Annotated in this window: 26 protein-coding genes; 10 read left to right on the plus strand and 16 right to left on the minus strand. The window is 60.5% G+C overall.

Going from position 1 to position 24,803, the window contains the following annotated elements; translation table 11 throughout:
* The first annotated feature begins 191 nt into the window (after nucleotides 1–191).
* Nucleotides 192–725, plus strand: coding sequence for an AAA family ATPase (locus Q1A63_RS20585; protein ID WP_298976075.1), 534 nt, complete (start codon nucleotides 192–194; stop codon nucleotides 723–725).
* Between the two features lie 103 nt (nucleotides 726–828).
* Here Q1A63_RS20585 and infC read toward each other — a convergent pair whose 3' ends face one another.
* Nucleotides 829–1,398 carry a translation initiation factor IF-3 gene (gene infC, locus Q1A63_RS20590; RefSeq protein ID WP_298976073.1) on the minus strand — a complete coding sequence of 190 codons (570 nt, stop codon included), beginning with the start codon at nucleotides 1,396–1,398 and terminating at the stop codon, nucleotides 829–831.
* 180 nt (nucleotides 1,399–1,578) lie between these two features.
* Between infC and Q1A63_RS20595 the strand changes: the two genes are divergently transcribed.
* Nucleotides 1,579–2,313, plus strand: a complete 735-nt coding sequence (locus Q1A63_RS20595; protein WP_298976072.1) for a translation initiation factor 3 — start codon at nucleotides 1,579–1,581, stop codon at nucleotides 2,311–2,313.
* 58 nt (nucleotides 2,314–2,371) lie between these two features.
* Here Q1A63_RS20595 and Q1A63_RS20600 read toward each other — a convergent pair whose 3' ends face one another.
* From Q1A63_RS20600 to cysG, 6 genes are all read right to left on the minus strand, one after another.
* Nucleotides 2,372–3,220, minus strand: a complete 849-nt coding sequence (locus Q1A63_RS20600) for a ferredoxin--NADP reductase (protein ID WP_298976071.1) — start codon at nucleotides 3,218–3,220, stop codon at nucleotides 2,372–2,374.
* 80 nt (nucleotides 3,221–3,300) lie between these two features.
* Nucleotides 3,301–3,720 (minus strand): DUF934 domain-containing protein, encoded by a 420-nt coding sequence (locus Q1A63_RS20605; protein ID WP_298976070.1) that lies wholly within the window; start codon nucleotides 3,718–3,720, stop codon nucleotides 3,301–3,303.
* On the minus strand, nucleotides 3,717–4,463 hold the full coding sequence (locus Q1A63_RS20610; RefSeq protein WP_299632423.1) for a phosphoadenylyl-sulfate reductase: 747 nt from the start codon (nucleotides 4,461–4,463) through the stop codon (nucleotides 3,717–3,719). The genes Q1A63_RS20605 and Q1A63_RS20610 overlap by 4 nt, the downstream gene beginning before the upstream one ends.
* Nucleotides 4,453–6,117, minus strand: a complete 1,665-nt coding sequence (locus tag Q1A63_RS20615; RefSeq protein ID WP_299632424.1) for a nitrite/sulfite reductase — start codon at nucleotides 6,115–6,117, stop codon at nucleotides 4,453–4,455. Before Q1A63_RS20615 ends, Q1A63_RS20610 begins: the two co-directional genes overlap by 11 nt.
* On the minus strand, nucleotides 6,110–6,415 hold the full coding sequence (locus tag Q1A63_RS20620; protein WP_298976067.1) for a DUF2849 domain-containing protein: 306 nt from the start codon (nucleotides 6,413–6,415) through the stop codon (nucleotides 6,110–6,112). Before Q1A63_RS20620 ends, Q1A63_RS20615 begins: the two co-directional genes overlap by 8 nt.
* Before the next feature lies 1 nt (nucleotide 6,416).
* The gene (cysG, locus tag Q1A63_RS20625) at nucleotides 6,417–7,850 is read right to left on the minus strand and encodes a siroheme synthase CysG (protein ID WP_298976066.1); all 1,434 of its coding nucleotides are present in this window, start codon (nucleotides 7,848–7,850) and stop codon (nucleotides 6,417–6,419) included.
* Between the two features lie 140 nt (nucleotides 7,851–7,990).
* Here cysG and Q1A63_RS20630 point away from each other — a divergent pair, with 140 nt between their 5' ends.
* On the plus strand, nucleotides 7,991–8,452 hold the full coding sequence (locus Q1A63_RS20630; protein WP_298976065.1) for an Lrp/AsnC family transcriptional regulator: 462 nt from the start codon (nucleotides 7,991–7,993) through the stop codon (nucleotides 8,450–8,452).
* Nucleotides 8,453–8,526: 74 nt separating this feature from the next.
* Here the strand turns inward: Q1A63_RS20630 and Q1A63_RS20635 are convergent, their stop codons facing one another.
* Nucleotides 8,527–9,708, minus strand: coding sequence for a cytochrome P450 (locus Q1A63_RS20635; RefSeq protein WP_298976064.1), 1,182 nt, complete (start codon nucleotides 9,706–9,708; stop codon nucleotides 8,527–8,529).
* Between the two features lie 60 nt (nucleotides 9,709–9,768).
* Here Q1A63_RS20635 and Q1A63_RS20640 point away from each other — a divergent pair, with 60 nt between their 5' ends.
* From Q1A63_RS20640 to Q1A63_RS20660, 5 genes are all read left to right on the plus strand, one after another.
* Nucleotides 9,769–11,517, plus strand: coding sequence for an ATP-binding protein (locus Q1A63_RS20640; RefSeq protein WP_298976063.1), 1,749 nt, complete (start codon nucleotides 9,769–9,771; stop codon nucleotides 11,515–11,517).
* Complete coding sequence (locus Q1A63_RS20645) at nucleotides 11,514–12,746, plus strand: sigma-54 dependent transcriptional regulator (protein WP_298976062.1); 1,233 nt, start codon at nucleotides 11,514–11,516, stop codon at nucleotides 12,744–12,746. Before Q1A63_RS20640 ends, Q1A63_RS20645 begins: the two co-directional genes overlap by 4 nt.
* A gap of 252 nt (nucleotides 12,747–12,998) precedes the next feature.
* The gene (locus Q1A63_RS20650) at nucleotides 12,999–14,000 is read left to right on the plus strand and encodes a DctP family TRAP transporter solute-binding subunit (protein ID WP_298976061.1); all 1,002 of its coding nucleotides are present in this window, start codon (nucleotides 12,999–13,001) and stop codon (nucleotides 13,998–14,000) included.
* Nucleotides 14,001–14,069: 69 nt separating this feature from the next.
* Nucleotides 14,070–14,750: a TRAP transporter small permease gene (locus Q1A63_RS20655; RefSeq protein ID WP_298976060.1), complete on the plus strand. Its 681-nt coding sequence runs from the start codon at nucleotides 14,070–14,072 to the stop codon at nucleotides 14,748–14,750.
* A gap of 3 nt (nucleotides 14,751–14,753) precedes the next feature.
* Nucleotides 14,754–16,133 (plus strand): TRAP transporter large permease, encoded by a 1,380-nt coding sequence (locus Q1A63_RS20660; RefSeq protein ID WP_298976059.1) that lies wholly within the window; start codon nucleotides 14,754–14,756, stop codon nucleotides 16,131–16,133.
* Between the two features lie 104 nt (nucleotides 16,134–16,237).
* Here the strand turns inward: Q1A63_RS20660 and tpiA are convergent, their stop codons facing one another.
* Nucleotides 16,238–16,987, minus strand: coding sequence for a triose-phosphate isomerase (tpiA, locus tag Q1A63_RS20665; protein ID WP_298976058.1), 750 nt, complete (start codon nucleotides 16,985–16,987; stop codon nucleotides 16,238–16,240).
* Nucleotides 16,988–17,114: 127 nt separating this feature from the next.
* Here tpiA and Q1A63_RS20670 point away from each other — a divergent pair, with 127 nt between their 5' ends.
* A complete protein-coding gene (locus Q1A63_RS20670) occupies nucleotides 17,115–18,020 on the plus strand; it encodes a 2-oxoglutarate and iron-dependent oxygenase domain-containing protein (protein WP_298976057.1) in 906 nt (301 codons plus the stop codon).
* Nucleotides 18,021–18,024: 4 nt separating this feature from the next.
* Here Q1A63_RS20670 and Q1A63_RS20675 read toward each other — a convergent pair whose 3' ends face one another.
* Genes Q1A63_RS20675 through Q1A63_RS20685 form a run of 3 tightly spaced genes read right to left on the minus strand, consistent with a single transcriptional unit; the run spans nucleotide 18,025 to nucleotide 19,330 of the window.
* Nucleotides 18,025–18,369, minus strand: a complete 345-nt coding sequence (locus tag Q1A63_RS20675; protein WP_298976056.1) for an iron-sulfur cluster assembly accessory protein — start codon at nucleotides 18,367–18,369, stop codon at nucleotides 18,025–18,027.
* Between the two features lie 23 nt (nucleotides 18,370–18,392).
* Nucleotides 18,393–18,959 carry a sugar O-acetyltransferase gene (locus Q1A63_RS20680; RefSeq protein WP_299632425.1) on the minus strand — a complete coding sequence of 189 codons (567 nt, stop codon included), beginning with the start codon at nucleotides 18,957–18,959 and terminating at the stop codon, nucleotides 18,393–18,395.
* A gap of 8 nt (nucleotides 18,960–18,967) precedes the next feature.
* Complete coding sequence (locus Q1A63_RS20685; protein WP_298976054.1) at nucleotides 18,968–19,330, minus strand: SUF system Fe-S cluster assembly protein; 363 nt, start codon at nucleotides 19,328–19,330, stop codon at nucleotides 18,968–18,970.
* Nucleotides 19,331–19,508: 178 nt separating this feature from the next.
* Between Q1A63_RS20685 and Q1A63_RS20690 the strand changes: the two genes are divergently transcribed.
* Nucleotides 19,509–21,311 carry an NAD(P)/FAD-dependent oxidoreductase gene (locus Q1A63_RS20690; protein WP_299632426.1) on the plus strand — a complete coding sequence of 601 codons (1,803 nt, stop codon included), beginning with the start codon at nucleotides 19,509–19,511 and terminating at the stop codon, nucleotides 21,309–21,311.
* 107 nt (nucleotides 21,312–21,418) lie between these two features.
* Here Q1A63_RS20690 and Q1A63_RS20695 read toward each other — a convergent pair whose 3' ends face one another.
* The 4 genes from Q1A63_RS20695 to Q1A63_RS20710 all read right to left on the minus strand — a co-directional run bounded on the left by Q1A63_RS20695 (nucleotide 21,419) and on the right by Q1A63_RS20710 (nucleotide 24,734).
* Nucleotides 21,419–21,916 (minus strand): GNAT family N-acetyltransferase, encoded by a 498-nt coding sequence (locus Q1A63_RS20695; RefSeq protein ID WP_298976052.1) that lies wholly within the window; start codon nucleotides 21,914–21,916, stop codon nucleotides 21,419–21,421.
* 115 nt (nucleotides 21,917–22,031) lie between these two features.
* Nucleotides 22,032–23,411, minus strand: coding sequence for a 30S ribosomal protein S6--L-glutamate ligase (gene rimK, locus Q1A63_RS20700; RefSeq protein ID WP_298976050.1), 1,380 nt, complete (start codon nucleotides 23,409–23,411; stop codon nucleotides 22,032–22,034).
* A gap of 154 nt (nucleotides 23,412–23,565) precedes the next feature.
* The gene (locus Q1A63_RS20705; protein WP_298976049.1) at nucleotides 23,566–23,841 is read right to left on the minus strand and encodes a hypothetical protein; all 276 of its coding nucleotides are present in this window, start codon (nucleotides 23,839–23,841) and stop codon (nucleotides 23,566–23,568) included.
* Nucleotides 23,838–24,734: an SPFH domain-containing protein gene (locus tag Q1A63_RS20710; protein ID WP_298976048.1), complete on the minus strand. Its 897-nt coding sequence runs from the start codon at nucleotides 24,732–24,734 to the stop codon at nucleotides 23,838–23,840. The genes Q1A63_RS20705 and Q1A63_RS20710 overlap by 4 nt, the downstream gene beginning before the upstream one ends.
* Between the last annotated feature and the right edge of the window lie 69 nt (nucleotides 24,735–24,803).

Below are 24,803 nucleotides of genomic sequence, written 5' to 3' on the forward strand. Positions count from 1 at the left end.
CAGAGGCCGCGGCCTGAAACACACACCCCCGCCCCGCCGCTTCGCGCGGGGCAGGGGCCGGGGGGCTAGAGGGTGATGCATTAGATGCAGCACTCGCGGATTTCGGATCATGATCCGTTACCGTTTCTGTTTGCGTTAACATCGTTGTGGTGGGAATAATAGCCTGCGCATCATTGGGAGCAGACACCACATTGAACAGGTTCGTTTTGATTACGGGATGTTCGGGCGGTGGTAAAACCGCGCTTCTGAATGAACTCGAAGGTCGCGGATATGCCACCGTCGCGGAACCCGGGCGCCGCATTCTGGCAGAAGAAAGAGCGGGCACCGGACGCGCATTGCCTTGGGTTGACGGAGCCGCATTTGCTGAGCGGGCGTTGGAGGTGGCGCGTTCAGATCTTGCCGTGATGCGCAACCAAAAGGGTCTTGTTTTCTTTGATCGAGGGGTGGTTGATGCCGCCGTGGCGCTGGACCATGCGACGGGTCTGCCCTATCGCCAGACCCTCGGGGCGCACCGCCATTACGACAGCGCCGTCTTTCTTGCGCCGCCCTGGCCGGAGATCTTTTCACAGGATGATGACCGCCGCCACGATCTGACTGCTGCAAAGGAAGAATACCAGCGACTGGAAGCCGCGCTGGAGGCGTTGGGCTATGACACTTGCCTGTTGCCAAAAGTGCCTGTCGCAGAACGTGTAGAGTGCGTCCTGTCCAGGCTAAAACACTCCTAAAGGGTTGCGGGCATTGGATCGTTAGGAGCTCAGTAGCGCACCAAATGAAAACGCCCCGTCCGATCTGAACAGGGCGAACAACCTTTTCACAGCATCAGCCGGATTACTTCGGCAGCGGCCCGATCAACATGACCATCTGGCGGCCTTCCATCTTGGGAAAGTTCTCCACCCGGCCCACATCCTTGGTGTCCTCAGCCACGCGTTCCAAGAGCTCGCGGCCCAGGTTCTGGTGCGCCATTTCACGCCCGCGAAACCGCAGCGTGATCTTCACCTTGTCGCCATTGTCGAGAAACTTGAACACGTTGCGCATTTTCACATCGTAGTCATTGGTGTCCGTATTCGGGCGGAACTTGACCTCTTTGATCTCGATGATCTTCTGCTTCTTGCGCGCTTCGGCCTCGCGTTTTTGCGTCTCGTATTTGAACTTGCCGAAATCCATGATCTTGCACACCGGCGGGTTGGCATTCGGCGAGATTTCCACAAGATCCAGACCCGCCTCATCCGCCATATCCATGGCGCGGTCCGGTGTTACAACACCGACGTTTTCACCGTCTGCGCCAATCAGGCGAATTTCAGAGCTTCGGATTTTTTCGTTGACGCGCGGGCCGGTTTCTCGTTGTGGCGGTGCGTTATGGGGTCTGCGAGCGATGGTGTTCGTCCTTGAATTGTTCATAAATATGGATGTGTAAAGTAACCGCGTGAAAGCGCCACTTCAAGCCGCAAATTAGGCTGATATGGGTCGATTGGAACTGTTTTCCCCCTTGTTGGTTTGTCCAGTGAGGTACAATTGCCATCACCACGCATAATATCGTCCGGTGTCGCGTGCCGGACAGTTACAGAGGGAAGACTCGTAATGAAAAACATCATTTGGATTCTGGTGGCCGCCGTGATCATCGGGGGCGGATATCTGTTGTATTCCGAGCAGGCGTCAGACGATTTGACGCTGGATACGACGGAAACAGACGCAGCCGATACGACGGAAGAGGCTGCCGAGGCGTTTGAAACAGCACCTGAGGCTGCCGAAACGCTGGCTGAGACCGCAGGCGAGGCTGCGGATGCGGTGACCGAGACAGTCACAGAGGCGGCGGAAGGGGCTGCTGATGTGGCTCAGGATGCGGCGACTGCCGTTTCTGAGGCGACGACGGAGGTTGTGGATACGGCCACGGAAACCGCCGAACAGGCGCTGGACGCCGCAAGTGAGGCCGCGACTGACCTGCAGGAAAGCGTTACGGCGCTGACCGAGGACGCAGGCACCGCAGCCCAAGAGACAGCGGTGGAAGGTGCTGAAACTGTCGAGACCGTGACGGAAACAGCCACCGAGACAGTCACCGAAGGTACGAGTTCGACGGCTGAGGCCGCAGATGGTGTCGCGGAGGATACCGTGGCCGCCGTGGACGAGGCCAAGCAAGCGGAAGCACTGACCGTGGAAGGGTTTGATTTTGCCAAGGTCAACGAGATGATCGAAAACTCAGACCTCGGCACATCGCAAAAGCTGGTGCTGGCAAATTCGGTCAAACAAGCGCAGGACAACCCCCAACTGTTGCAAGCCGCTTTGACCCAATTGCGCGACGCCTTGGGCGTTGAATAAACAAAAACGGCGCCGGACCAATCGGTTGGGCGCCGTTTATCACTGTAAGCTGAACGCTTTAGCCGACGAAGGCTTTCTCGACCACGTAGTGTTTGGGATCGGAATTGGCACCTTCTTCCAGCCCGAAACCTTCCAGAATTTCCTTGAGATCGGTATTGAGCCCCATGGAGCCACAGACCATTGCGCGGTCCGTCTCAGCGGAAATGCCATCGATGCCCAGATCCGCAAAAACCGTGCCATCCTTGAGCAGGGTGGTGATGCGGCCCATCTTGGGTGAGGTTTCGCGCGTGGTGCTCGGATAATAGGTCAGCTTGGCCAGGTTCTCTTCGCCCAGCAATTCCAGCATCAGCTCGTCCTTGCGCAGGTTTTCGATCAACTGGCGACCATACTCCAGCTCCGCCACATCGCGGCAGGTATGGGTCACGATCACCTGATCGTAGTCCTCGTAGGTCTGCGGGTCACGCAGCAGCGAGGCAAAGGGCGCAAACCCGGTGCCGGTGGCAAAGAACCACAGGCGCTTGCCCGGCAGCAGCGCGTCATGCACCAGCGTGCCCACCGGTTTGGGGCGCAGGATGATCTCGTCGCCGGGCTGGATGTGCTGGAGTTTCGAGGTCAGCGGGCCGTCCTGCACCTTGATCGAGTAGAATTCCAGCTCCTCATCCCAGGAGGGTGAGGCGATGGAATAGGCGCGCAGCAGCGGTTTTTGCTTGCCGGTCTCGGGGTGCGGATCACCCATCAGGCCGATCATCACAAATTCGCCGGAGCGGAACCGCAGCGAGGCGGGGCGCGTCACGCGGAAGGAAAACAGGCGGTCCGTCCAATGCTGGACAGCGGTCACGGTCTGCGCGTCGGGCAGCGTCGGGATTTTTAAGGCGGATGCTTCGGTCACGGGGGTTTGCTCGGTCATAATGATGTCAACGCAGGTTTACACCTGCGCAGTCCTTTTAGAAAGAAGAATGGAGAGGGGAAAGGCGTCAATCGGCCGCGTTAGGCGTTGGTTGCACCTGCGCCACGCAGTCGTGCCTGATAATTATTGTCCTGCCAGTTGGCACGGAACTGCCATTGGTCTTGCGGTTGCCGGGCAGCCAGATCATCGGAGATCTCAACCTCGTCAAACCCGGAGCGGCGCGCCATGGCGTATTGATCGGCCAGAACATGGCCCTTGGCGCGCAAACGTCCAGTAAAGCCGCGCAGACGCAGCTGTCTGGCGATGGTAAAACCGCGCCCATCGGCTGAGGAGGGAAAATCCACGCGGATCATCTGCAGTCCGTCGCAGAGCGGGATCGCCTTGGGATCGGCGTCGGAGGGCACATCCAGCGCGCTGGCGTCATTGGCCGCATCTAGGGTGATGAAGGGCTCCGCCCAGTCATCGCTGGCAAAACCGGTGTCGGTAACGAGAATGCTCATGAAGGGGCTCCTGTGCGGATCGCTTTTCCGTTGAGGAAGTGTATGCCACATTCGTCCTTGTCTGAATTGCGCCAGCGGCCCGCGCGGGGGTCTTCGCCAGCAGTGACGGGGGAAGTGCAGGGCGCACATCCGATAGAAGGATAGCCTTGCGCGACCATGGGGTGGCGCGGCAGGCGGTTTTCAGCGATGTAATCGGCCACGTCGCCGGGCTGCCAATAGGCGAGCGGGTTGACCTTGATGCGGGTCGTGCCTGCTTCCACCTCGAAAAATTCCAGATCGGCGCGTTGGCCCGACTGGAAACGCTTGCGTCCGGTGATCCAGCCACCCTGCTGCTGCAGCGCCACTTGCAGAGGCTGCGTCTTGCGCAAGGCACAGCAAGCATCGGTGTCGCGCTGGTGCAGGGTCCCATCGGGGTCCAGGTTGCGGATGGCGTCACCGCGGATGATCCGCAGGTTGCGCAGACCAAGGCGCTCCGCCACCTCCTGCTGATAGACCAGCGTCTCGGCAAAGAGCATTTCCGTGTCGATAAACAGCACCGGCACGTCGCGGTTGACCATGGCCGTCAGGTGCAGCAAAGCCACCGATTCCGCGCCAAAGCTCGACACCAGCGCCAGATCAGGCACCGCATCAAAGGCGGCACGCAGCACGTCCGTCGCGCTATGGTGGCGCAGCGTCGCATTGAGCTGCGCCACCTGGGCACGCAGGGCCTGATCGTGCCGGGAGGCAGGGTGATCAAGCGGCATTGGCCTGTGCCTCTGGGTAGAGGGCGGCTTTGAAGGGGGCCAGCCCAAGGCGGCGATAGGTCTGCAGGAAGGTTTCAGCAGGCTCGGCACGCAGATCGAGATAGGCCAGCACCAGACGTTCGACCGCCGGGATGATCTCATCAGCCGAGAAACCGGGGCCGGCGCGTTCGCCGATGCTCGCATCTTCGGTGCCGTCGCCACCCAGCGTGATCTGATAGTTCTCCACGCCTGCGCGGTCGAGACCGAGGATGCCGATATGGCCAACGTGGTGGTGCCCACAGGCGTTGATGCAGCCGGAGATCTTGATCTTCAGCGGGCCCACGTCATGCTCGAGCTTCAGCTCGTCAAACCGGGTCGCGATCTCCTGCGCAATCGGAATCGAGCGGGCCGTGGCCAGCGCGCAGTAGTCCATGCCCGGGCAGGCGATGATGTCGGAGATCAGACCGATGTTGGCGGTGGCCAGCTTCGCTTCCTTCAGCGCGGCATGAAGCGCAGGCAGGTCGGATTTGTGCACATGCGGCAGGATCACGTTCTGCTCGTGGCTGATGCGCAGCTCGTCATGGCCGTATTGCTTGGCCAGATCGGCCATCACCCGCATCTGATCCGAGGAAGCGTCGCCCGGCGTGGCGCCGTGGGCCTTGAGGCTGATCGAGACAATCGCATAGCCCGGCGCGCGGTGATCGTTGAGGTTTGTATCCGCCCAGGAACGGAACACCGGATCATTGGTATAGGCGCCTTCAAAAGCGGCGAGCGATTTGGTCTTGAACTTGGGCGCGGCAAAATCCGCCTCAATCCCCGCCAGCAGCTGCTGGTCCACGCCAGTGAACTGCGGGCGGATCAGGGCGTAGCGTTCTTCAACGCGGGCGCGGATATCCTCCAGCCCGTTCTCGTGCACGGTGATCTTGATCCGTGCCTTGTACTTGTTGTCGCGGCGGCCCAGCAGGTTGTAGACGCTGACAATGGCTTCAAGGTAGGGCAGCAGGTCTTCACGCGGCAGGAAGTCGCGCAGCACCTTGCCGATCATCGGGGTCCGGCCAAGGCCACCGCCCACGATGACTTCAAAGCCAGCAACGCCGTCGCGTTCGACCATGCGCAACCCGATGTCATGGGCCTTGGTCACGGCGCGGTCATTCGGCGAGCCGGTCACAGCGACCTTGAACTTGCGCGGCAGGAACTGGAATTCCGGGTGATCGGTGGACCACTGCCGGATGAGCTCCGCCACAGGACGCGGGTCGGCGATTTCATCTGCCGCGGCGCCGGCGAAATGGTCTGCCGTCACGTTGCGGATGGTGTTGCCAGAGGTTTGGATCGCGTGCATTTGCACCTCGCCCAGAGCGTCTAGCATGTCGGGCACGTCACGCAGCTTGGGCCAGTTGTACTGGATGTTCTGGCGCGTGGTGAAGTGGCCGTAGCCCTTGTCCCACTTGTCGGCGATGTCCGCCAGCACGTGCATCTGACGGCTGTTCAGCGTGCCATAGGGGATCGCCACGCGCAGCATATAGGCGTGCAGCTGCAGATAGAGCCCGTTCATCAGGCGCAGCGGTTTGAATTCATCCTCGGTCAGGGAGCCGTCGATGCGGCGCTCGACCTGAGACCGGAATTGCGCATTGCGTTCCTTGATGAAGGCGGTGTCGAAGTCTGTGTAATTATACATGGCTGGCTGCCTCTTGTTTACCGTGGGCGTAGTTGGACGGGCCCTTGGCGCGGAAATCTTCGCGGAAATGGGTGGGTTTCGGGGTCGGGCCGGAGGTGTCGACATCCGCCAGATAGACCCCCACCACCACATCGATCTGCTGGGCGGCATCGATCAGGCGCAGGTCGGCATCGGCCTCGTCGGTCAGAACTTCTGCTTCGGCCAGCTCGCGTGTCCAACCGGTGGCGGTCTGATAGATCACATCACCTTCGAGCAGGGCATTGGCGGTCACGACTTTCGGGGTGAACGGCTTGGACATATCAGAGAGCCTCCTGTGTCATAGTTTCATGTCGGTGCAGGGTTGGTTGTGCATCTGGGGTGTGCCGGTGCAGCGCGTCGGCCGCCGCGCGCGGGGCCAGACCGTAGAAGGTAATCGCGGGGCCGGACATCTCGGCTGCAGCCAATGCGTTGGGCAGCGCGTCGAGTGTCGTCTCCAGAATGCGTTGTTCGGGGCGCGACGCGTTTTCGATAACGGTTACGGCTGTGTGGCGGTCCGCGCCGTGCATGATCAGCCTGCCTTGGATGAAGCGCGCGGATTTCTTACCCATATAGATCGCAGCGACCTCTCCGGGGCGCGCCAGCGCCGCCCAGTCATGATCAGCAAAGCCCTTCATGTCGTGGCCTGTCAGGAAACGCACGGAGGAGTTGCGCCCGCGTTTCGTCAGGCTCTGACCGATTTCCGCCACGGCGGCGGAGGCAGAGGTGATGCCGGGCACGATGCTCCAGGCGATCTGCTGCGCGTCCAGCGCATCAATCTCTTCGTCCAGACGGCCAAAGACCGTCGCATCGCCGGATTTCAGCCGCACCACCTGCGCGCCCTTTTGGGCGTGCTCAACAATCAGATTGTTGATGGTTTCCTGCGGGGTGGAAGGACCAAAGGCTTCCTTGCCCACATCGATCATCACCGCCTCGCGGCGGGCCAGTTCGAGGATGGGTTTGCTGATCAGACGGTCGTAGATCACCACATCGGCCTCATCGAGCAACCGGCGGGCTTTCATCGTCAGCAGATCGGGGTCACCCGGGCCGCCGCCGACAAAATGCACGTGACCGGCGCGCGCCTTGCGCTGCAGGTGATCGGCGAGCAAGGTATCGAGCGCGCGGTTGACCGCGGTTTCGCCACCGCTGATCGCATCGGGGCCTGCCTGGAAGTAATAGGCGCGCCAGAAATCACGGCGCGCACGTCCGAAGGGCAGAGCCTCTGCAACTTTGCGGAATTTCTTGCCGATGCGCGCCAAGGGGCCAAGCGCGGCGGGTAGGCGGGCTTCGAGATCGGCTTTGATGGCGCGGGCCAGTACCGGGGCCGCACCTTCGGTGCCGATGGCGATGGTCACCGGGTCGCGGTCCACAATGGCCGGGGTGATGAACTGACTGTCGCCGAGATTGTCGACGATATTGACCAAGGCGCCATCGGCCCGCGCGATGGCGGCGGTGCGTGCATCTTCCGCGTCATCTTCATCTGCGGCATAGAAGAGGGCAGCACAGACCGCATCACCCGGGGCCATGGCGCGGCGGATCAGGGTCAGTTTGGCCTCCTTGGCCCAATGCAAGATTTCCGGCGCCGGGTCGGCGCTGAAGACGGTGATATGCCCTGCGGTTTTCATCAATAGACGCAGCTTGGCCAGGGCAGCTTCGCCCCCGCCCGACAGGACGATGCGGCGTCCTTCGACACGCAGGAAGATCGGAAAATGGTCCATGAGGCCGCGCCTTTCGTGTTTCTTCCGCTCAATATAGGAAAAAATCCCGTATTTGCGCTAGGTTTGCGGGTTGATAAGAACATGTGTTCTGAATTAGTTGAGAAATGGAACAAATGACCGCTTAGAAGGGGTTTTGCAGAATGAGCGTTCGAATAGACGACACAGACCGGAAAATCCTTGGCGAGCTGCAGCGCGACGCCAGCCAGTCATTGGACGAAATTGCGGCTCAGGTGGGCTCCTCCAAGACCCCGGTGTGGAATCGGATTCGTAAAATGCGCGATGCGGGCGTGATCGGGCAGCAGACCGTTGTGCTCGATGCGGATGCACTGGGATTTGAGGCATGTTTCTTCGTCCTGATCCGCACCTCCGAGCATGAGGCAGAGTGGCAGGCAGCGTTTCTGAAAGCGCTGCGTGACAGACCGGAAGTGCAGGAGGCGCACCGGCTGGCAGGAGATATCGACTATATTCTTAAAGTGCGGGTGAAGAATGCGCGCGCCTATGATGCGTTTTATCAGGCGCTGATCTCGGAGGTGCGGGTGCACAATGTGACGGCTTTGCTGTCGATGGAAGAGATCAAATCTACCACCATGCTGCCGCTCTGATCTGTGATCCAAAGGCGCGGCTTGCGCCGCATTTTTATGCTTGGCGTATGTGGCTGATGTGAGCCTATCGCGGCTCAGGGTGTGACGTGCAGATGGCGCAAGCCGTGGAAATGGTAACTGTTTGAATAAAGTGGTTTTTCAGTAAGTCTCAGGTTCGACACATGGGCAAAGAGACGCTGTAGGCCCATTTGCAGTTCCAGCCTTGCCAGTGGCGCGCCAACGCAGAAATGCAGCCCGCCCCCGAAGGCTGCGTGGGGTGTGGGAGTGCGGAAAGGGTCAAAACGGTTCGGATCCTCGATCTGAGCGGGATCACGGCCCGCAGCCCCCAGCATGAGCGCAACCTGCGCGCCCTTTTTCAACGGATGGCCACGCACCTCGATATCTTCGTAGGCATAGCGCGTGAATATGTGCAGGGGCGGATCAAAGCGCAGAACTTCCTCCACCGTGTCAGCGATGGCATCGGGCGCGAGGGCAGTGCGGGGTATCTCGTATTCAAGGAGTGCCTTGACCGCATTTCCCAGAGTGTGGACCGTTGCCTCGTGACCGGCATTCAGGAGCAGAATGCAGGTCCCGATCATCTCGTCCCGGGAGAGCTTTTCACCGTCTTCTTCCGCTGCGATCAGATGGGTGATCAGATCGTCGCGCGGATCGCTGCGCCGCTTTTCGATGTAGCCGCCCAGAAAATCAGTAAACGCCAGCGCCGCGGTATTGGCGGCAATTTCGGTATCGCGGGTTTTGCCCGCCTGATACATGGCCACCATTGCGTTGGACCAGCGCAACAGGCTGTCCGACATCTCCTCCGGTACACCCAAAAGTCGCGCGATCACGCGGACGGGCAAGGCGGTACAAAAGGCAGGGATCAGATCAAAGGGGCCTTCTGGAAAGGCCGCCAAGAGATCGTCACAGATCTCGTGGATGTCGGGCGCCAGCGCCTTCACCCGTCGCGAGGTGAACGCCCGCAACACCAGACCACGTAATCGCGTGTGGGTGGGTGGCTCCATATCCAACATCGAGTGGCGCTCAACGGCATCAAACCCGCGCAAGTGCTCCGGCGAGGGGTGTTTCTGATCGTCTGGCACAGCCCGCCCCAGACGACGGTCGCGCAACAAGGCCTGCACCGTTGCGGCGTCAAAGACCGCCATCATCCCGTAATCGTGCCAATATTGCACCGGATCATCCGCCAATACACGCGCATAGAGCGCATAGGGGTCTTGCACAAAAGCAGGGTCGAGCGGGGACTGGTTCAGCGTCTTCATAAATGTCTTTAACCGTCAGGGCACTGGTCAAGGCAAGGGGCTGTTTGTAAACTTGCGCTGATGTCCAAGGGTTTGATGCACCGCGTGCTGATCATAGCCATGTTTCTGGGCGCGGTGGCGGCGGCCTCTGCGGGGGTCTGGCGCTATGGGTATCTGCAGGCGCTGGGTCAGTTGGAGCGGCAGGGGCAAAGCGACCTGACGCTGGCCAGTGACCGCTTGGTCGGTCAGTTGCAACGCTTTCGGGAACTCGCAGTTTTTTTGGCAGATCACCCTTATAGTGCGGCGCTTGCGCAGGGGCGCGGTGTAGAAGCGGCCCGGCGGCTGTTTCTGGAAGCGGCTGACAAAGCCGATGCGCTTGACGTGATGTATGTCGATCTGGAGGGGCAGATACAGGCCTCAGCGCGCGCCTTGTCGGACGCAAACCTGGGCGATACGGATTACGTCAAACGCGCCATGCAGGGGGCCTTGGGCCGCGATCACGGGATCGGCACGCCGCTTGTGCAGCGGGCGTTTTACTATGCGGCACCGGCCTTTGGACCGGGCGGCAAGGTGCAGGGCGCTGTGGTGGTCGCCGTGGGGATGCACGGGATCGAAGATGCCTGGCGCGGCGGGCTGCGGGCGGTTTTTTTCACCGATGCTGGGGGAAAGGTCTTTGTCACGAACCGGTCGGAACTGGTCTTGTGGCAGCGGCCGCCCGATGGCCCGGGTCTGGCGCCGCCCTTTGGTCAGGCGCCGCCCTTTGCCAGCTATGAAACCGGCGGCCATGAGATCTGGCAATTGGGCTGGGGGCCCTACTTGCCGAAAAATGCGCTGCATCTGGTGCGCGATCTGCCAGTGATCGGCCTGACCGCAGAGGTTCTGGTGGATGTGGCCCCCGCGCGCCAATTGGCCAAGTTGCAGGCGACGGTTGTTGCGGCGCTGTGTCTGGCTTTCGGCGCGATGCTGTTTCTGGCCACTGAACGGCGGCGGGCGCTGGCGCGGGCCAATGCACAGCTGGAAGAGCGGGTGGCGCGCCGCACCGCCGCCCTCTCGGAGATCAACACGGCCCTGCGCCAGGAAGTGGGCGAGCGCAAGGAGGCGCAAACCGCGTTGGCGCGGGCGCAAGCCGATCTGGTGCAGGCCAGCAAGCTCAGCGCTTTGGGCAAGATGAGCGCCGGGATCAGCCATGAATTGAACCAACCGCTGATGGCGATCCGCTCCTTTGCGGAAAACGCAGGGCTGTTTCTGGACCGCGGCCAACCCGAGCGGGCCACCGAAAATCTGGGCCGGATATCGGATATGGCGCGCCGCATGGGCCGGATCATCAAGAACCTGCGCGCCTTTTCCACACAGCAGACCGAACCGATGACCCGCGTCGATCTGGTTGCCGTGCTGGACAGTTCGGTCGAGATGATCAGCGCCCGGGCCACGGAGATGGGCGTTACCCTGGACTACACAAGCGCCGGGCATCCCATCTGGGTCAAAGGGGGCGAGGTACGCCTGGGCCAGGTCTTTGTAAACCTGATGACCAACGCGCTGGATGCCATGAACGAGAGTGAGACGCGGCGCCTGACAGTTTCTGTCACGCAGAGCGATCCGCTGAGCATCGATATCCGCGACACCGGGCCGGGGGTGCGCGATCCGGAAAAGGTGTTCGACCCGTTCTATTCGACCAAGGAGGTTGGCGCGTCTGAGGGCATGGGGCTGGGCCTGTCGATCTCCTACGGGATCATGCAGAGCTTTGGCGGTGAAATCCGGGTGCGCAATTGTGACCCCGGGGCGCTTTTTTCCGTTGAAGTCCAACCATGGGCGGCACAGAAAGCCGCATGAGCACCCGCGTTCTATTGGTCGATGACGATGCCGCCGTGCGTGATGCGCTGGCGCAGACGCTCGAATTGGCGGATCTGGAGCCGGTCACCGCGGGCTCCTTCGTGGCGGCCAAGGACCTGATCACGGCAGATTTTGACGGGGTGATCCTCTCGGACCTGCGGATGCCCGGGCGCGATGGGTTTCATCTGTTGTCCTATGCCCGCGCACAGGACGCGGATCTGCCGGTCATCCTGCTCACAGGTGAGGGGGATATTCCCACCGCCATGAAAGCTGTCGGGCAGGGGGCGTTTGATTTTCTGGAAAAGCCCTGCGCGCCCGCTGACCTGCTGGCTGTGCTGGAACGGGCCTTGAAAACGCGGCGTCTGGTGCTGGACAATCGCCGGTTGCGCGCGTTGATCGAGACCGGTGATCCGGCTGCGCGCATGCTCTTCGGCGCGTCACAGCTTGCGGAAGGGCTGCGGGCGCGGGTGCGCCGCGTCGCCGTGACAGAAACCGAAGTGCTGGTCACCGGGGCGCCGGGCACCGGTATTTCGAAAGTTGCAGAAGTCATCCACCTGTGCTCCGCGCGCTCCAAAGCGCCGTTTGTCAAACGGGCCGCAGCGGCATCGGATGTCGCCGAGCTTTCCGAAGCGCTGGAAAAGGCGCGCTCTGGCAGTCTATTCCTGGATGAGATCACTCAAATGCCCGCGCAGGCGCAGCTCAGTCTGCTGGAGGCGCTGGAGAATGGGACAGAGACCCGGGTGATTGCCGGATCAAACCGCGATCTGGCCGCCAGCGTCGAGGCAGGGCAGTTGAATTCGGAGCTTTATTATCGGCTTGAAGTCACCCCTGTGCGCATCCCGTCATTGTCCGAGCGGCCAGAGGATATTCCGATCCTCTTTCGCCACTACGTCGCGCAGGCCAGCGAGCAGGCGGGGCTGAGTGCGCCCGAGATCACCCCACAGGTGGTTGCCGGATTGATGGCGCGGGACTGGCCGGGGAATGCTCGTGCGCTGATGTCGGAGGCCATGCGGTTCTCACTGGGCCTGGCCGAAGAGGCAACGCCCGATACCAGCCTGGGCCTTGCGGAGCAGATGGCACAGGTGGAACAGAGCCTGCTGGAACAGGCATTGCGTCGTGCGGAAGGGCGCGCTGTTGTGGCCGCTGAAGCGCTGCAACTGCCGCGCAAAACCTTCTACGACAAACTGACCCGCTACGGGATTCGAGCCGAAGATTATCGCGAGAAATAATGTGCGGATTTTCGCACAAATTATGGGGGTGATGTGCGGCCTCCCGCACGCAGGTGAAATGCTGCAAGCGGATAATTGCCTTCAATACGCCCCGTATCATTATGGTAAGTAAGCGTTTTTCTTGAAATATGCGGGCGAAATTCATAACGCTTGCCCTTCGCGAATAAGGGCTATTTGATATCCCACAGCGCATCCAACGCGTGATGCCCGACAAGAAAATGAAAAGCCAAAAAGTTTCTGGGAGGAAACCACATGAGAATTGTAACTGCTGCCCTCACGGCGCTGACCCTTTCGGTGAGCGCATCTGCCGTCGCTGCGGCCTGCGATGATGGCGAGATCGTCATCAAATTCAGCCACGTGACCAACACCGACCGTCACCCCAAAGGCATCGCGGCGAGCCTGCTGCAAACACGGGTGAACGAAGAAATGAACGGCAAGGCCTGCATGGAGGTCTTCCCGAATTCCACGCTTTACAACGATGATCAGGTGCTGGAAGCGCTGCTGCAGGGCGATGTGCAGATGGCCGCGCCCTCACTGTCCAAGTTCGAGCAGTTCACCAAGGTGTTCCGCATCTTCGATCTGCCGTTCATGTTCAAGAACATTGATGCAGTAGACGCGTTCCAGAACTCCGAAACCGGTCAGGCGATGAAGGAATCGATGACCCGTCGTGGGCTGATTGGTCTGGCGTTCTGGCACAATGGCATGAAACAGATGTCCGCCAATGTGGCACTGAACAGCCCCGCGGATGCCAACGGTCTGAAGTTCCGGGTGCAAAACTCTGACGTGCTCAAGGCACAGATGGCGGCTCTGGGTGGCTCACCCCAGCCGATGGCCTTCTCCGAAGTTTACGGCGCGCTGCAGACCGGCGTTGTCGACGGGCAGGAGAACACATGGTCCAACATCTACGGCCAGAAGTTCTTTGAGGTGCAGGACGGTATCACCGAGACCAACCACGGCATCATCGACTACATGGTTGTGACATCCACCGACTGGTGGGATGCGTTGGATGCGGATGTGCGCGATCAACTGTCCACCATTGTGGCGGAAGTGACCGAGGCGCGAAATGCCGAATCCACCTCCGTGAACGAAGAAGCCAAGGCCGCAATCATCGAGGCCGGTGGCGTTGTGCGCCAGTTGGATGAAGCGTCCCGCGCGGAATGGGTTGCGACCATGAAACCCGTCTGGGAGCAGTTCAAAGACGACGTCGGTCAGGAAAACATCGACGCGGCACAGGCGATCAACGCCGGTTTCTAAGGCCCTATCGGCCATCCCATCCGGCCCCGACATCGCGGGCCGGATGGACTAATCTGGGGGGAGGGGCGCATGTCGCATTCCTATGAGGCGGAAACGATCCTAGGTCGGATCGTCAACGAAATCGAGGAAACGGCGATTGCCCTGATCCTTGGACTGATGACCATCCTGACATTCATCAATGTGGTGCTGCGCTACGGGTTCAATACCGGCATCATCTGGGGGCTGGAGGCGGTCACGTTCCTGTTTGCCTGGCTGGTGCTCTTTGGGGTGAGCTACTGCGTCAAGGTTACCGCGCATCTTGGGGTGGATGCGGTCATCAACCTCTTTTCCCCGCCCATCCGGCGCACCCTGGCGCTGTTTGCTGCGGCGGTTTGCGTGGTCTATGCGGCGCTGGTGTTCAAAGGCGCCTGGGACTACTGGGCCCCCTTTGCCGGGTTCGATGCGACCTCGGGGCGTTGGTTCCCCACCGGGTTCGAAAACAGCCGGGATCAGGCGTGGTATGAGGTTGTCGACATGCCGATGCCCGAATGGCTCCGCTGGATCGAGCCGATTTTCAATGAAAACGAAGAATACGAGAAAATTCCGCGGTTTATCCCCTATGCCATGCTGCCTTTCGGCATGGGGCTGCTGCTCTTCCGCTTCCTTCAGGCCACGCTGCGCCTGCTGCGCGGAGAGGCTACCAGCCTGATCGTCAGCCATGAGGCCGAAGACGAGGTCGAAGCCGTCAAACATATGAACGCGGGGAAATAACCCATGGAAGTCGCTATTCTTTTTGCCATGGTCGTTGGCCTGATGCTGGTCGGCGTGCCGATCGCTGTGAGCCTCGGCATGTCCTCGATCGTCTTCCTGCTGGTGCTGAGCGATACGTCACTGGCGTCGATTGCGCAGACGCTGTTTCAGGCGATGGCGGGGCATTACACGCTGCTGGCGATCCCGTTCTTCATTCTGGCGTCGAGCTTCATGTCGACGGGCGGCGTGGCCAAGCGGATCATCCGGTTTTCCATCGCCCTGGTCGGGCATTTGCCGGGCGGGCTGGCCATTGCGGGTGTCTTTGCCTGTATGCTCTTTGCGGCGCTTTCGGGGTCTTCGCCTGCCACGGTGGTGGCCATCGGTTCCATCGTCATCGCCGGGATGCGGCAGGTCGGCTATACCAAGGATTTTGCCGCTGGTGTGATCGCCAACGCCGGCACGCTGGGCATTCTGATCCCGCCGTCCATTGTGATGGTGGTCTATGCTTCGGCCACGGATGTTTCCGTGGGCCGGATGTTCCTGGCCGGTGTCATTCCGGGCCTGATGGCGGGGTCCATGCTGATGGTGACCATCTACATCATCGCCAAAATTCGCGACCTGCCAAAAGGTGAGTGGCGGGGATGGGGCGAGGTCTTTGCCTCCGGACGCGAGGCGGGATGGGGTCTGTTCCTGATCGTGATCATTCTGGGCGGCATCTACGGCGGGATTTTCACCCCGACGGAGGCGGCAGCGGTGGCGGCGGTCTATGCGTTCTTCATTGCAAGCTTCGTTTACCGCGACATGGGGCCGCTGCATGTCAAAGGCGACGAGACCCGCAACCTGTCGCTGATGCAGAAGCCCATCGCGCTGGTCACGGCATTCTTCCACCGCGACACCAAGAACACCCTTTTCGAGGCGGGCAAGCTGACTGTCACACTGATGTTCATCATCGCCAACGCGCTGATCCTGAAACACGTGCTGACCGACGAGCAGATCCCGCAGCAGATTGCCGCGGCAATGCTGGATGCCGGGTTCGGACCCATCGTCTTTCTGGTCATCGTGAACGTGATCCTGCTGATCGGCGGGCAATTCATGGAGCCATCCGGGCTGTTGGTGATCGTTGCGCCCTTGGTCTTTCCCATCGCAATCGAATTGGGGATTGATCCCATTCACCTCGGCATCATCATGGTGGTGAACATGGAGATCGGGATGATCACGCCGCCGGTGGGTCTCAACCTCTTCGTGACCTCGGGCGTGGCCAACATGCCGATGTGGGCCGTGGTCAAGGCGGCGCTGCCCTTTACTGCAGTGCTCTTTGTCTTCCTGATCATGGTGACCTACATCCCGATCATCAGTACCTGGTTGCCAACGCTGGTGATGGGGCCGGAGATTATCGTGAAATAGGGGCTCCGCCCCGTTTGGCCCTCTGACTGTCCGCGGGACAGTCCGCCGCTCGCGCGGACCGGACCTCGCCCCCCGGGATATTTTTGGCCAGAAGAAGCGGGGGGTCAGCTCTTTTCAAGCGCGTGGATGATCGGCGAAAAGTCTTCGGCTTTCAGGCTCGCACCCCCGACAAGCGCGCCATCGACATTTGCGGTCGCAAAGATGTCGGCGGCATTATCGGGTTTGACCGATCCGCCGTAGAGCAGGCGGATCGCCTCACCGGTCTCTGCGCCGAAGCGCGCGACCAGTTCGGCCCGGAGTTTTGCATGGACCTCGGCGATCTGCGCCAGCGTGGGGATCTTGCCGGTGCCGATGGCCCAGATCGGTTCATAAGCGACCACCAGCGTGGCGGCGGTGCTGGCGTCCGGCACCGACCCAGCCAGTTGCGCGGTGATCACGGGCAGAGCTTCGCCAGCCTCACGTTGCGACAGGCTTTCGCCGAGGCAGACGATGGCGATGAGCCCGTTTGACTGGGCCGCCACGGCTTTGGCCTGCACCTGTGCATCCGTATCACCGTAGGCTTCCCGGCGCTCGGAATGTCCGACAATCACATAGCCCGCGCCTGTGTCCGCGATCATGCCTGCGCTGACGTCCCCGGTGAAAGCCCCCTTGGCCTCTGCGTGGCAATCCTGTGCGCCGATGGCGACGGGCCCGCCCGCGCAGCGCGTGCTTGCGGGGATCAGCAGCGGGTGCGGCGGGCAGATTACGATGTCGCAGGGGCTCTCTGCATGGCTCGCTATGAGCCCGTCAAGCACGCTCAGGCCTGCCTGCGTGCCATTCATCTTCCAATTGCCCGCTGCCATTTTCTGCCGCATGAAACTCTCCTGCCCTGATGTTTCCCCTTTGGTAACAGCCTGATCCTGTCGCGGCAATCGACCAGCGCTGCTTGCGCCGCAGTTGTTCCTGTGGCAGGGGCAGGCTGACAGGTTTCGGAGACGCATGATGATCCCCAGGTTGGACGCCCGATTGATGGTAGAAGGTGACGCCGACACCATGGCGCAACTGCGCGCGGCGGCGACGGGCATCGGGTTTTTCACCGTTTTCAACACCGATCTGACACCGGTAAGGATGCAGGATGTACTGGCGCAGTACCGGGCGTTTTTCCTCTTGCCGGAGGCGGAAAAAGCCACCATCGACATGGCCCGCACCGGGGCAAATCGCGGGTGGGGGGCGTCTGGTTCCGAACAGGTCGATCCGGCGGCCAACCCCGACTACAAACAGTTCTTTGACAGCGGCTTCACGCTGCCAGCGGATGACCCGCGCGGTGTCTTGCCGGTCTATGCGCCCAACCAGTGGCCCGCGTCGCTGCCTGCGTTCCGGCGCGAGATCGAGCGTTACTATGATCAGGCGCGCGGCGTTGCGATGGATGTTCTGCACGGGATCGCCCGGGCAATTGACGCGCCTGATGATTACTTCGACGAGGCGTTTGAGACACCGATGGCGCTGTTGCGGGGGAACTACTATCCGGCCCGGCCGGCCTGGGCGACGGCGCGGGATTTCGGCATCGCCACGCATACCGATTATGGCTGTCTGACCCTGCTGGCCACGGATGGCGGGCCGGGGTTGGAGGTGCGCAAGCGGGGCGGTGGGTGGATCCCGGTATCAGCCCCACCGGGCGAGTTTGTGATCAATTTCGGCGAGATGATGGAGATCTGGACGGATGGTCTGGTACGCGCCACGCCGCACCGGGTGATCGGGACCGACCTTGAACGCATCTCCATCCCGTTGTTTTTCAACCCGTCCCATGACACCAACATCGCGCCGCGCGGATCAGGCAAGACCATGCTGGCGGGCGATCACCTATCGCGGCGCTTTGCCGAAACCTATGTGCATTTGAAAAAACCCTGAGAGGTCAGCCGAATTTGATCGATTCACCGCAACCGCAGGCCTCGGTGACATTTGGATTGCGGAACTTGAAGCCGCTTTCCAGCAGGGAGGTTTCATAGTCGATCTCGGTGCCGAAGAGGAACATCTGCGCCATTGGGGCGATCATCACGCGCGCGCCGTCCTGTTCCACGATCTCGTCGTTGGGATCGGTTTCCTCGACATATTCCATGGTGTACTCCATGCCCGCACAACCGCCTTTCTTGACGCCGATGCGCAGACCCGCATGACCCGCTGAGGTCATGAGTTTGGAAACCTGTGCGGCGGCCTTGGGGGTCAGTGTGACGGCTTGCTTGCCGGGAATACCAAACATGGAACCTCTCCTTTGACGCCAATCTAAGCAGTCTGAGCGCGCGGGACAAGCGGGCGCGCGGGATTTCCTGCGACCGTCACCCCGGCTGAAACACTCCGGGTGACCACGGCACCGGCGCCGATGACCGCATCGTCGCCCACCGTCACCCCCGGCAGGATGATTGCGCCGCCGCCAATCCAGACATTCCGTCCGATTTCAATGGGTTGGCCAAACTCCAACCCGGCATCCCGTTGATGCGGCGCGCGCGGATGATCTGCGGTGAGGATTTGTACCAGTGGTCCAATCTGGGTTTTGTCGCCGATGCGAATGGTACAGACGTCCAGCAATACACAACCGTAGTTGAAAAAGACATCTGCGCCGAGATGGATGTTATAGCCATAATCGGTATAAAAGGGGGTGCGCAGTGCGCAACTTGAGCCGCGGCTTCCAAGCCATTGATCCAGAATGGTTTTGCGCTCTTCGACGTCCGACACAATGGTCGCATTATACTGGCGCTGCAGGGTTTGACTGCGGGCGCGATCCCGCACAAGTTCTGCATCCCCGGGCAAATACATCTCGCCCGCGATCATTTTCTGTTTTTCGGTTGTCATTGGGGGGCTTACATAAAGCCCAGTTCGAGCCGCGCCTCGTCAGACATCATATCCATGCCCCAGGGCGGCTCCCAGACCAGCTCGACATTGACGTGTTTGACGCCGGCAATCGGCTCTACCGCGTCGGCCACCCAGCCGGGCATTTCCCCCGCCACGGGGCACCCGGGCGCGGTCAGCGACATCTTGATGGCCACTTCGCTTTCATCATTGATATCAATGGTATAGATCAGGCCCAGCTCGTAGATATTGACCGGGATTTCCGGGTCATACACGCTCCGGCACGCTTCGACGATCTGCTCATAGAGCGGATGGTCTGTTGAGGAGGGCGCAATCAGAGGTGCGCCTTCGAGCGGTTCGGGTGCATTGTTCATCGAGGGCCTCTCTTATTCCTTAGCGTTTTATATAGGAATTTCGACGGGGGCGTAAAGGGGTCTGGAGGGTGATTGCTCTTCGCCTATGCCCCGGCGGGCACCACCGGGTACAAAAGTATGCCTCGCCTGAGAGAACAGGTTCTGCCACACTTCTTCTCGTCTGACGGGAGGTAGATGCATGCTGGATACAACGACCAACGACCAGGTAACGGATTTTCTGGATAGATTTGGGGCAGCGCTGGAAGCGGGTGACATTGATGCCGCCGCAGCGCTGTTTCAGACCGATTGCTATTGGCGCGATCTGGTCACATTCACATGGAATATCAAAACGATGGAAGGCCAGGATCAGGTGCGCGACATGCTGGATGCGCAGCTCTCTGCCACCAAACCCACAGCCTGGCGCGTTGCCGAGGGCGAAATGGCGACGGAAGACGGCGGAATCATCACCGCCTGGATCAGTTTCGAGACCGCCGTAGCACGTGGATATGGGCTGGTCCGGCTCAAGGACGGGCTGATCTGGACCCTTTTGACGACCATGGTCGAGTTGAAAGGGCATGAGGAACCGCTGGGCTACGAACGTCCATTGGGGGCCAAACATGGGGCGGGCAAACACCGGCTGACTTGGGCCGAAGAGCTTGAAAAAGAACGCGCGGAGCTGGGCTACAAGACGCAACCCTATACTGTGATCATCGGCGGCGGGCAGGGCGGCATCGCGCTGGGTGCGCGGTTGCGGCAATTGGGTGTGCCCACGATCATCGTGGAGAAAAACGACCGGCCCGGTGACAGCTGGCGCAACCGCTATAAATCTCTCTGCCTGCATGATCCGGTCTGGTATGACCATCTGCCCTATCTGCCATTCCCGCCGAATTGGCCGGTTTTTGCCCCCAAGGACAAGATCGGCGACTGGCTGGAGATGTATACCAAGATCATGGAGCTGAACTACTGGACCCGCTCTACGGTTCAGAACGCAAAATACCACGCCGCGACCAAGGAATGGGTCGTGACCGTCGACCGTGATGGCGAAGAGGTTGTGCTGAAACCAAAGCAACTGATCTTTGCCACCGGCATGTCGGGCAAGGCCAATATGCCTGAGCTGCCGGGCATGGACAGTTTCAAAGGCGATCAACATCATTCCAGCGCGCATCCGGGTCCGGATGGATATGCCGGGAAAAAGGCGGTGGTCATTGGGTCAAACAACTCCGCCCATGACATTTGTGCCGCCCTTTGGGAGGCTGATGTGGACGTGACGATGGTGCAGCGGTCGTCGACCCATATCGTGCGCTCCGAGCCGCTCATGGAAATCGGGTTGGGCGATCTTTATTCCGAGCGCGCGGTCGAGGCCGGGATGACGCATCACAAGGCCGATCTGATCTTTGCCTCGCTGCCCTACAGGATCCTGCATGAATTCCAGATCCCGGTTTATGACAAGATCAAGGAAGTGGACGCGGAGTTCTACGCCGGGCTTGAGAAAGCCGGTTTCCAGCTCGATTGGGGCGCGGACAATTCCGGTCTCTTCATGAAATATCTGCGGCGCGGGTCGGGGTATTACATCGACGTGGGCGCGAGCCAGCTGGTGATCGATGGCAAGATCAAACTGGCGCACGGACAGGTCACGGAAGTGGTCGAGGATGGGGTGGTCCTGGACAATGGCACCAAGCTGAAGGCGGATGTGATTGTCTACGCCACGGGTTACGGGTCGATGAACGGCTGGGTGGCCGATATCATCGATCAGGATACCGCGGATAAAGTCGGCAAAGTCTGGGGGCTGGGCTCCGATACGCCGAAAGATCCCGGGCCCTGGGAGGGCGAGCAGCGGAATATGTGGAAGCCGACGCAGGTTGACGCGCTGTGGTTCCACGGCGGCAATCTGCACCAGTCCCGGCACTATTCGCAGTTCCTGTCGCTGCAGATCAAAGCGCGGTACGAAGGCATCGACACGCCGGTCTATGGCTTGCAGGAAGTGCATCACAACGGTCGGTGAGGTTCGCAGCGGCGGCCCTCAAAAGGACCGCCGCTTTATTGGCTGCTCCGCAACGGGTATTTCAACAGCCGCGGCGCGCGCCTGAGCGTTTCTCTTGACGGCAAATACTAGAGCCGCAGCGTCATGAAGGCGCTGTTTCGAGGTTTTCCGTCGATCCTGAGGTTGTCGGAAAAGGTGGCAACATGTTCGAAACCCTGTCCTTCGTAGAAGGCCCGGGCGCGCAGGTTTTCGGTATCCACAAAGAGTTCAAGCTGCGCGAGCCCATTGCCTTTTGCCTCGGCGATGACACCTGCCATCATGGTCTTTGCGGCACCTGATCCCTGTCGGCTTCGGGTAACAAAAAACGGCCCGATTTCACCGCGATGGCGGATCCGTTCCAGCTGCTGAGGGCGATAACCGCAGAACCCGACAAGTGCCTCACCCGCGAAAACACCCCTCATCCCATGGTAGCCCAGGATTTCACGACAGCGATCAAGGTCGATCGCTTCCGTCTCGTCAAATGTGGTCAGAAATCCCAATGGGAAATCGCGCGCGCCTTCCAGCCGCAGCTCCCGCCATGCTTCGGCATGCTCAGACGTGAGGGTTTTGTAGATGAAACGTGACATTGGCAGTTCGATCAATGAGCCATGTTGCCTGTGGAGTGGGTGGGTAACATGACCAGTGCGGAAAGCTCATGGGTTTGGCGGGCGGTTCTTTGTCATAGCAGGGCTGGAGGTCGGTTTAGCTGCGGCGTTTACGGGCGGGTTGCGGACGCACACGGGTTTCGATTTCATCGTAAAGTTTGCCGACGATGTCCTTGCCCGTTGCGTTCTCGATGCCCTCGAAGCCGGGCGAGGAATTCACCTCCAGCACTTTTGGTCCCGCCTCGGAGCGCAAGAGATCTACACCCGCTTTACCGAGGCCAAAGGCGCGGGCGGCGCGCACAGCTGTTTCGCGCTCAGCTTTGGTGATGCGCACGACCTTTGCCGAGCCGCCGCGGTGCAGGTTGGAGCGAAAGTCGCCTTCTGCACCGGTGCGTTTCATGGCCGCCACCACCTTGCCCGCGATCACCAGACAGCGGATGTCTTCGCCCGCCGCTTCCTTCACAAAATCCTGCACCAGAAAATTGGCCTTCAGCCCGCGAAAGGCGTCGATCACGGATTCAGCGGCTTTTTTGGTTTCGGCCAGCACAACTCCCTTGCCTTGGGTGGATTCCAGCAGTTTCACGATCAGCGGCGCGGTGCCCACCAACCCCATGAGGTTGGAGGTGTCCTTGGGGGAGGCGGCAAAGGCCGTCGTCGGCATGCCGATTTTTTTCGAGGCCAGGACCTGATGCGCGTGTAGCTTGTCGCGGGATGCGGTGATCCCGGCAGAACCGTTCACGCAATAGGTGCCGATGGTTTCAAACTGCCGGATCACTGCGGTGCCATAGGGCGTGATCGAGGCACCGATCCGCGGGATCACCGCGTCATAGCGGGGGAGGCGTTTGCCGTCATAGTGGACTTCGGGCGCCATGGTGTTGATCGCCATATAGCACCGGGTGGTGTTGATGGCCTCGACGGTATGGCCGCGCGCCTCGCCAACCTCGACGAGGCGGCGGGTGGAGTAGTTGTCTTCGCGGCTCAGCACGGCGATCCGCAGGGCGCGTTTCGGTGCGCGGCTTTTCAGCGCGGAGGTGTGATAGACATCGTAGCTGAGATCCGGTTGCAGGCGTTTCTCGGTCGGCGAGATGGAGATATGGTCGCTGAGCGCCTGTCGCCCCAGCAGCATACGCGACGACATCGAACCGCGGTTGGTGAGGGTGATTTCAATGGGCCAGCTTTGCTCTCCGACCGCGAGGGTGGAGGCGATCACAAAGCGCTGTTCCGTCTCGCCATTGGAGGAGGTCACCTCGCGGCGGTCCACCAGCGGGGCGGAGCAGGTGATGGCCACATCCTGACGCCCGGATATGGGGTGCACGTTAAAGCGGACTTTGGGGTGTTTGGCGGGTCCGAACACCTCGATGTCATGCGCGTGCAGGGCGGAGGTGCGGGCGCCGGTGTCCACCTTTGCCTTGATCGCAGGCAGGCCCAGATCGGGCAGCGCCACCCATTCTTCCCAGCCGAATGTCAGCTTCTCCATCCCGGTCCCCTTTTTCATTTTGAAAAGGGGTAACAGGTGCATCTTGTGACCTCAACCAATTGGGGAAATCTGCGCGCGGTGACTTTTGTTTGGCTCAGGCAAAGGTCTGCGCCCGTTTTTGCCTCCGGCGGGGATATTTCAGGCCAGAAGAAGATCAGGTGTCGTTGATGTCATCATGCACGATCCGGGCGCCGGTGGATTGCTTGCGAAAGGCGATGCGCAACAAAATCCAGGCAACCAGCGACAGGCCCGCGAAAGTGGCGAGCAGCGCGGCGGCGCTGAAGCCGGGCGCGGCCAAGACCACAGCCACCATTGCGAGCGCTCCCAGCGCAAATCCGAGAAAAATGAAGCCGGGCACCATGACCTCGATCACGGCAAGCGCCAGCGCTGCGGCCATCCAAACCCACCAGAGGTCGAGCAGATCGGTCACGCGCCGCGTCCTTTGAGCAGCTTGAAGGCATCACCGAAGGCTTCGATGGCCTGCGCGGGCACCACGATGGTTTGTTTGCCTTCGCCAGATCCAAGCGCATTCAACGCGTCCACCTGTTTCAGGGCAATCTGATATTGCGCGGCCTCAAGCCCATTTTCGTTGATCGCGGTTGCAACAACCTGGGTGGCGTAGGCTTCGGCGTCTGCCAGAATGCGCCGCGCCTTGGCGGTTTGTTCCGAGGCATAGAGCTCTGCGTCAGCGGCCAGTTCCACGGCGCGTTTTGAACCTTCGGCTTCGGTCACCTGGGCCCGGCGGGCGCGCTCGGCGTTCAACTGTTGCAGCATGGCGTCGCGGGTGGCCTGATCAAGGTTCACGTCCAGGATTTCAGCGCGAGTGACCTCGATCCCCCAATCGTCTACCGCATCCTCAACCAGTGCCTTGATGGTTGTGATCAGATGCGACCGGTTGGCCTGCACATCGTCCAGGTCCATCTTGCCGATCTCGGCCCGCACGATCCCCGCTACCGTCGTGGCAATCGCTGCATCGACATCGCGGATCCGGTAGACGGTCTTTTCGGGCTCGGTGATGCGGTAGAACACCGATGTTTCAACCTGCACCAGCACGTTATCCTTGGTGATTGCGTCCTGGCTGGCGTTGGGCAACTGCCGCTCCAGAATGGAAATCTCATGGGCCACGCGGTCAATGAAGGGCACGATCAGATTGATGCCCGGGCCAAGCACCGCGCGCAGGCGGCCAAAACGTTCGATCACGTATTTTTCGGACTGCGGCACGATCTTGACCGCTTTCACCACCAGAACGATGAAGAGGGCGGCCAAAAGCAGGAAAACCAACGAGCTTTCGATCAGGGAGAGGATGAGTGTTTCAATGTCCACGCGCGGCGGTCCTTTTTGTTTATTCTGTCACAGATGTGATTGTTGCGACGCTTAAATGCAAGAATTGAA

The sequence above is a fragment of the uncultured Roseobacter sp. genome (assembly GCF_947499265.1).
Taxonomy (GTDB): Bacteria; Pseudomonadota; Alphaproteobacteria; order Rhodobacterales; family Rhodobacteraceae; genus Roseobacter.

Excerpts from the sequence above, each read along its gene's own strand:
- infC (WP_298976073.1), bottom strand. The coding sequence starts at position 1,398 with ATGAACAATTCAAGGACGAACACCATCGCTCGCAGACCCCATAACGCA.
- Q1A63_RS20595 (WP_298976072.1), top strand. The coding sequence starts at position 1,579 with ATGAAAAACATCATTTGGATTCTGGTGGCCGCCGTGATCATCGGGGGC.
- Q1A63_RS20600 (WP_298976071.1), bottom strand. The coding sequence starts at position 3,220 with ATGACCGAGCAAACCCCCGTGACCGAAGCATCCGCCTTAAAAATCCCG.
- Q1A63_RS20605 (WP_298976070.1), bottom strand. The coding sequence starts at position 3,720 with ATGAGCATTCTCGTTACCGACACCGGTTTTGCCAGCGATGACTGGGCG.
- Q1A63_RS20610 (WP_299632423.1), bottom strand. The coding sequence starts at position 4,463 with ATGCCGCTTGATCACCCTGCCTCCCGGCACGATCAGGCCCTGCGTGCC.
- Q1A63_RS20615 (WP_299632424.1), bottom strand. The coding sequence starts at position 6,117 with ATGTATAATTACACAGACTTCGACACCGCCTTCATCAAGGAACGCAAT.
- Q1A63_RS20620 (WP_298976067.1), bottom strand. The coding sequence starts at position 6,415 with ATGTCCAAGCCGTTCACCCCGAAAGTCGTGACCGCCAATGCCCTGCTC.
- cysG (WP_298976066.1), bottom strand. The coding sequence starts at position 7,850 with ATGGACCATTTTCCGATCTTCCTGCGTGTCGAAGGACGCCGCATCGTC.
- Q1A63_RS20630 (WP_298976065.1), top strand. The coding sequence starts at position 7,991 with ATGAGCGTTCGAATAGACGACACAGACCGGAAAATCCTTGGCGAGCTG.
- Q1A63_RS20635 (WP_298976064.1), bottom strand. The coding sequence starts at position 9,708 with ATGAAGACGCTGAACCAGTCCCCGCTCGACCCTGCTTTTGTGCAAGAC.
- Q1A63_RS20640 (WP_298976063.1), top strand. The coding sequence starts at position 9,769 with ATGTCCAAGGGTTTGATGCACCGCGTGCTGATCATAGCCATGTTTCTG.
- Q1A63_RS20645 (WP_298976062.1), top strand. The coding sequence starts at position 11,514 with ATGAGCACCCGCGTTCTATTGGTCGATGACGATGCCGCCGTGCGTGAT.
- Q1A63_RS20650 (WP_298976061.1), top strand. The coding sequence starts at position 12,999 with ATGAGAATTGTAACTGCTGCCCTCACGGCGCTGACCCTTTCGGTGAGC.
- Q1A63_RS20655 (WP_298976060.1), top strand. The coding sequence starts at position 14,070 with ATGTCGCATTCCTATGAGGCGGAAACGATCCTAGGTCGGATCGTCAAC.
- Q1A63_RS20660 (WP_298976059.1), top strand. The coding sequence starts at position 14,754 with ATGGAAGTCGCTATTCTTTTTGCCATGGTCGTTGGCCTGATGCTGGTC.
- tpiA (WP_298976058.1), bottom strand. The coding sequence starts at position 16,987 with ATGCGGCAGAAAATGGCAGCGGGCAATTGGAAGATGAATGGCACGCAG.
- Q1A63_RS20670 (WP_298976057.1), top strand. The coding sequence starts at position 17,115 with ATGATCCCCAGGTTGGACGCCCGATTGATGGTAGAAGGTGACGCCGAC.
- Q1A63_RS20675 (WP_298976056.1), bottom strand. The coding sequence starts at position 18,369 with ATGTTTGGTATTCCCGGCAAGCAAGCCGTCACACTGACCCCCAAGGCC.
- Q1A63_RS20680 (WP_299632425.1), bottom strand. The coding sequence starts at position 18,959 with ATGACAACCGAAAAACAGAAAATGATCGCGGGCGAGATGTATTTGCCC.
- Q1A63_RS20685 (WP_298976054.1), bottom strand. The coding sequence starts at position 19,330 with ATGAACAATGCACCCGAACCGCTCGAAGGCGCACCTCTGATTGCGCCC.
- Q1A63_RS20690 (WP_299632426.1), top strand. The coding sequence starts at position 19,509 with ATGCTGGATACAACGACCAACGACCAGGTAACGGATTTTCTGGATAGA.
- Q1A63_RS20695 (WP_298976052.1), bottom strand. The coding sequence starts at position 21,916 with ATGTCACGTTTCATCTACAAAACCCTCACGTCTGAGCATGCCGAAGCA.
- rimK (WP_298976050.1), bottom strand. The coding sequence starts at position 23,411 with ATGGAGAAGCTGACATTCGGCTGGGAAGAATGGGTGGCGCTGCCCGAT.